This window comes from Virgibacillus chiguensis (assembly GCF_900129865.1).
Classification (GTDB): domain Bacteria; phylum Bacillota; class Bacilli; order Bacillales; family Amphibacillaceae; genus Virgibacillus; species Virgibacillus chiguensis.
In genome coordinates this window covers 189,547-195,546 of the sequence record NZ_FQXD01000007.1, presented here as the reverse complement: position 1 = coordinate 195,546, position 6,000 = coordinate 189,547, and the positions used below count along the sequence as shown (strand labels likewise).

Here is a 6,000-nt window from a genome sequence, read left to right as displayed (position 1 = left end):
ATCCCTTGGTATACGAAGTTGTAGCTCACCGTACTCCGTCTTAAAAGTACGGTTATAAAATCCATTACGAGAGTTACCAGAATGAACTCCTTTGCGTTCATACGGTTCGTAATCCAGGAATACAGTTAATTCATGTTTTAGTAGTTGGTTAATAGCTTCTTCTAAATGACGACGAAAAACTTCTTCAATATCTTGTTTTTTTGCTAGTGCTTCAATTAAATCTGTAGTAAGATGGTTCATAGGGAAGACCTCTTTTCTGTGAATTTTGTGTGCTAACTTTATTCTACAAAAAGGGTCTTCCTTTTTCTATGAACTTGTTTAATTGGTATTTCTATTTACACAAAATATTTTACACTCTCAGTTTTTATACACCTTTCCCTAAATTACTTTGCTAATAGTTACCAACTACTAAAATACTTTTAATAATTGCATAACCGCAATTTTCTTTCAAAGGCTGTCTTCATTTTACTATAAACAATTGAAAAACGGGAATTTTATGGTGTGTACATTCTTAGATGGGAGGGCCTTTCAAAAAATTGTTAATAAATTCATCTGCAATTAATCTTCTCATTTTTCTATCTGGTCCATTTTTGTAACCATTTGATACTCATCCATAAAAAGTGCTTCTATTCCTCTATAAGTTAGAACTACTTACATGAGTCAATTTCATAATTGCTCTTTTTAAAAATACAAAGACTTACCGAATTTCTAAATTGTATTTTTAAAAACAGAAATCATGCAGCTTGTTGCTGATTTAATTGTGCATTCATACGATCTGCAGCTAATTTTGAAGCATTGTAAATAAGGGTAACAATGTCAAAATGAATTTTGGCACATTTCCAGTGCAATAACGAACATTGTTAAGTTGAAAGAATTCTTTAAGATATGCGTTTACCCGTTCAACAGCGCTACGACGTTTGAAAATGTTTTTCCATGCCTGAGAGCCACGAGCTGGAGCGGTATATTTTCGAAGGTCTTGGGGTGTTTTTACCTTATAAACCTTTTGACAGATTTCTTCGCTGGCTAGTGGACAGTCGCTGCACTCCTTTGGTCTCGTGTATTTTAATGTTTCATATTTAGAATCGAAGTTATCGTAACGATAGGAGTGTTCACGAAAACAGGTCGGTGCGAAGTGTTTGTCATAACCAAGGAGTTCGCCTTCGTTTCGCTTGTTGTATGCAATTACAGATTGTTGGCCCATTCGATGTATTTGTTCGTATATTGGTTCATAATCATATCCAGCATCCATGGTTTGATAACGCAAAGAGAGTTGAGGAAAGCGTTCATGAAGCCCTTTAAGTAATGGAATAGCTGCTTTTCCATCATTTAAGTTGCCTGATGAAAAGAGAGAATCCAAAATGTATTGACTTGATGTTCCAACGACTAAGTGTGCTTTGTAGCCAAACCAAAACACATTCTTTCCTTCCGAATTCTTTTTCACGCCCCATTTGGGGTCTTGAGGAATTTCGTTACGTAGCTCGGCTAGAAGAGCATCTAATTGTTCTTCTATTTTCTTTTCATACAAAGGCAAGTTAGCTTCTTTTTCAGCTTCATCTTTTAGCCATTGTTCCCGTTCTTCTTTCGATTTACGGCCACGTTTTTTGGGTTCAGGATTTGATTTTTCTTCTTTTGGTGGTGCCTGATCACGGGCTTCAAAATGACAAGCATCAGTCGCAGCAGTGTCATCTGTGATAAAACCTTCTTCGATAGCTTGAAATACAACGTTTTCCTTTTCCGTTTCTAATATGTCACATTCCATTAATTTCGTTACAAGCCGCGAGTAAGAGGCCTCTGAAGGAACGGCGTCTGATACAAGGAAACCACCATTTCATTTAAAGTCTATATCATCACGAAGACGTTTGATTAAATCCTTTACCGTTGGGATTCGTTCCACATATCTCATCGCAAAGGAAATAATCATAGCTGCATAGTTCAATTCTTCTGGCGCACCTAGTCGTGATTGCTTAGTTACTTTATGATACATCTTATCCAAATCAATCGTCGAAATAATTGCTTCATATTTTTGGATAGGTTCCATTTCGTATAATTCTTGAATGCAAATAGGCTAATTTGTCATATAATGGTCATGGGAGCATTCCTTCTATCTTTTTTGGTAGTTTACACCAACTACCATTATACAAGATTTGGGGAGGTGCTTCTTTTTTTGCGTCCTGAACCCGTTGTCGTACAAGGGATAATAATTATGAAATTCATTCACATAGATAAAAGCATTAGCATATTTTCTTGTTTGAAGAAAATTCATAAGTTATAAGCTTTAAAATAGCAAGAATAAGCTATAAAAACAGATTATTTTCTCAATATGAATTATTGTAAATAATTTTATAATAATTTATATACCTATATTTCAATTAATTATAAAAATAAAAAATAAGAGGGTTCAAAGATTTTGTTATAAATTATGTTAAAAGGAGAATGAAAATTGGCGATTAAGATTAACAAACATATTATCTTCTGTGAAGAAAAAAATGAGAGTATGTTAATTAATTTTGTTGACAATTATATGATTGGATTGGATTATATATCAACAGTAATTTGGAAAGAGCTAATGAAGAATCAGGGCGAATTAGAAATAATAGATTACCTAGCGGAAAAATATCAGGAAGATAAAAAGATGCTATCTAAAGATATTAAGGAATTTTTGAATAGTTTGGAACAGGTTGGTGTAATAAAAAATTGAAAAAAATGTATATATTCATATTATTATATATTAATTTGATATTATTTGATATAAGGCTTAATAGAAGGGGATTTAACGAATTATTTAGCAACTACTCTCTTAGATACGAATATCCTAAACAATTAAGACAAGTAAATTTTACGGATAGTAGACTAAAAAAAGAAATAGAAACCTTTTTTGAAATTATGGATGTTGCTATTGCCTGGTATCCAAGAAAGGCTGATTGTTTGCATAAAACATTATTAGGATATCGTTATTTAAGAAAAAAATTCTCGATACCTGTTTATATGGTAGTTGGAGTAAGGAAATTTCCTTTTGAAGCACATGCATGGCTAAAAATTGAAAATGATGATTTTTTTGATAGTGAAATAGATACTTCATATTTACAAATTATATTAAATTCAAACAATATTGTGAGGTTAGGTAAATGAATTGGTTTATTATGAGTTCACAAATAAATAGAAAAATTATTGATATCGAAAAATTCCAGATACTAACTAGTAAATTTATTAATAATAAGGGGCAGGTGAATGAAATATTTTTTAATGGTTTTCACTTTATATATATGTTAACAAATAATAGTAGAAGATCATCGATATTATCCGTAGATAAAAATTTATTTATATTTGGGGATATTGAAATGCATAATAAAAATGAGTTGGCAAGAAAATATAATCTACTTAAAGATTCAAGAAGCGCAATTGATGAATTTTCTATTCTCTTAACAATATATCAAAAAAAAGGTATAGACGTTTTAAATGAAATAGTAGGAGATTTTTCAATTATTATCATTGATACTGATAAAAACATAAAGTATTTTATCAGAGATCAATTAGGAAAGAAAACCTTATTTCATACGTATGAAGAAGATCATTTTTTTGTATCAAGTGATTTATTTTTATTAGATCACATAATTAAAAACCGTAAATTAAATACCGATTACTTTTTCGAATATTTTAATAGAAATGGAGTGATAGATAATAAATTAACTCCATATAAAAGGGTATATAGAATTCCTAGTGGTCACTACATAAGAGTTCAAGAAAAAGAACATATAACATTCGAATATTGGTGTTTAACTCGAACAATACAAAAAGAAACGAAATTGCAAGAAGAAGAGTATACTGAACAATTTTACAGCCTTTTAGAGAATTCAGTTAAAAGTAGAATACAAGATCATAGTAAAAGTGCTGTAATGTTAAGTGGTGGATTAGATTCTACTTCAGTTTACGCAATATCAAAACTTATGGAACAAAAAAGTGACATAAAAGTATCTTCAGTAAGCGCGGTATTTGACCAACTAAAAGAGGCTGATGAAAGGCAGTATATTAATCCGTTACTCGAAAAATATAACGATAAAGGACATTTTGTAAACTACGATGATAATTTATTGTATGAAAATATACCTTTCAATTCTCCATACTCTCACGAACCTTTTGTTGATATTCTAACTTATGAGTTTACAAACAAAACGATTGAAAGGGCTGCAGAAAGAGAATATTTAAATATTCTTACCGGATTTGGTGGGGATCATCTTTTAGCTGGATCATTATTCATGACAAAAGATTTTTTTAAAAAAGGGAAATTGAAAAAAATAGTTTCATTTCTAACAAATCATGCAATAGTTAATAATATTTCAGCATTCAATCTCCTGAAGAAATATACATTGTTTCCAAATGTAGCTACTTATCACTCTGTTAATAAGTATACTAACTATTATCATGAAATAACAAATAAATTAAAAAACATAAAATATTACCATCAAAAAGAGTTATATATACAATTATTAAATACAAAACCTCACTATATTGATAGAATATTGGGAGGGAGGAATAATGTTAGTATTCATCATCCATTTCTAGATAGAAAATTAATAGAGTTTGTTTATAATTTGCCACCAGAGTTCCGGCTTTCAAAAACTTATAACAAATATATCTTGAGAGAATCAATGAAAAAGTTATTAACCAACGATATTATAAATAATTTAAATAAGGTAGATCATGATGTGCATACGTATGAGAGTATTCAAAAGAACTGGTCAACAATTTATAGAAGATTTAATGAACCATTACTAATAAATGAACTTAATTTAGTTTCACATTTAGATTGGAATGATAAGTTAATTCAATGGAGAAACGGTGTTGAACAAAATGACGATTTCTGGACCCTATTATCTATTGAGGTATGGTATAAGAAATACTTACAAAAAGTTAAAAGTGATTAAAAGTCTAATATTGTGCTATTAGTATACAAAATAAGAGGAGGAGTAAATATGGAAGCATATGTAAAACCGACGTTTGTATCATTTGGTAATAGTGAAAAACTAATTAAAGGTAATTGTGGATGGGGAAGTGAATCTTGGAGACTAAATAAAACAAATGGAAGGAAAATGAAAAGAAATAGAATAGTAAGACAAGCATGTAACCCTAATGTATCTCCAGGGCAAATTATGTGTGATGTTTGTATGCCAAGGACTGTTTGTGGGCCTTCAAATAATGAGTGTTAAAATTTATCCTTAATTAAATAATTTTAAATAAAATTAAAGAAACTTTAAATCAGGATTACTAATAGCACAATTTTAGAGTTTTATAATACAAATTGAATTTTTGTCAATATTGGATCTACGTCAATATTTTGGAGACGAAAAAAGTTAGGTTTTAGTCTCAGTGCAGGTTTGACAAGGAGCCTCTGCGGGAACGATTTCTAAGCCAAGAAGCCAGCTTATTGAAATTCGTTGCTGGCTTGCCAAAAAGGCTATCATGTCTGCATCTCCCTGTAAAAACGTGCAGTGAATAATTTATGAAAATCATGCAACGAAAGTGGAGAACTATTCCATTTTTTGTGATGTTTTATAACCAATACTACCGTGAATTCTTTTGTGGTTATACCAGCCTTCGATGTATTGATATAACGCTCTTTTTGCTGATTTGAAGTCCAAGTATTGTTACATGATTTACTTCTTCTTTCTTTAATATGGCGTGAAACGACACAAGCATTATCATAAGGGTTACCCTTGTAACTAAAGGAATGTGTCACCTGAAACTTTTTAATCGTTCTCGCAAATTTTTCGCTTGTGTACTGAGTCCTAGATCTGGATGATATATTAGCCCTCTGTTAGGCTTCTATGTGTAATAAGCGTTCTCTAATCTTTGTTCAATTAATTCCGTTGTCATCGTTCGTGAAAAGGAGGAACCAACGATCTTTTTTGTGTGAAATCCATGGTTGAAGCAAGGTAACACCTGCATGCCTTAGTGTATTAATATACTAATATCACCGACGCACTTATAATTCATTGTTTTTGT

5 protein-coding genes and 1 pseudogene are annotated in these 6,000 nt (G+C 30.9%); 4 read left to right on the top strand and 2 right to left on the bottom strand.

Annotation, left to right across the window (positions count from 1 at the left end; all coding sequences use genetic code 11):
• Both BUB45_RS10285 and BUB45_RS10280 read right to left on the bottom strand, forming a co-directional pair.
• The coding region (locus BUB45_RS10285) for a transposase (protein WP_170861742.1) at window positions 1-240 on the bottom strand (240 nt) is incomplete at its 3' end.
• A 494-nt stretch (window positions 241-734) separates the two neighbouring features.
• Window positions 735-2,038 (bottom strand): annotated as a pseudogene (locus tag BUB45_RS10280) (transposase).
• 402 nt (window positions 2,039-2,440) lie between these two features.
• Between BUB45_RS10280 and BUB45_RS10275 the strand changes: the two are divergent.
• From BUB45_RS10275 to BUB45_RS10260, 4 genes are read left to right on the top strand one after another with little or no spacing between them, the layout of a single operon-like run.
• Window positions 2,441-2,698 carry a PqqD family protein gene (locus BUB45_RS10275; protein WP_073008444.1) on the top strand — a complete coding sequence of 86 codons (258 nt, stop codon included), beginning with the start codon at window positions 2,441-2,443 and terminating at the stop codon, window positions 2,696-2,698.
• Between the two features lie 35 nt (window positions 2,699-2,733).
• The gene (locus BUB45_RS10270; RefSeq protein ID WP_244527711.1) at window positions 2,734-3,129 is read left to right on the top strand and encodes a lasso peptide biosynthesis B2 protein; all 396 of its coding nucleotides are present in this window, start codon (window positions 2,734-2,736) and stop codon (window positions 3,127-3,129) included.
• Window positions 3,126-4,922 (top strand): asparagine synthase-related protein, encoded by a 1,797-nt coding sequence (locus BUB45_RS10265; protein WP_073008421.1) that lies wholly within the window; start codon window positions 3,126-3,128, stop codon window positions 4,920-4,922. Before BUB45_RS10270 ends, BUB45_RS10265 begins: the two co-directional genes overlap by 4 nt.
• Before the next feature lie 48 nt (window positions 4,923-4,970).
• The gene (locus BUB45_RS10260; RefSeq protein ID WP_073008418.1) at window positions 4,971-5,204 is read left to right on the top strand and encodes a hypothetical protein; all 234 of its coding nucleotides are present in this window, start codon (window positions 4,971-4,973) and stop codon (window positions 5,202-5,204) included.
• Window positions 5,205-6,000 lie beyond the last annotated feature (796 nt).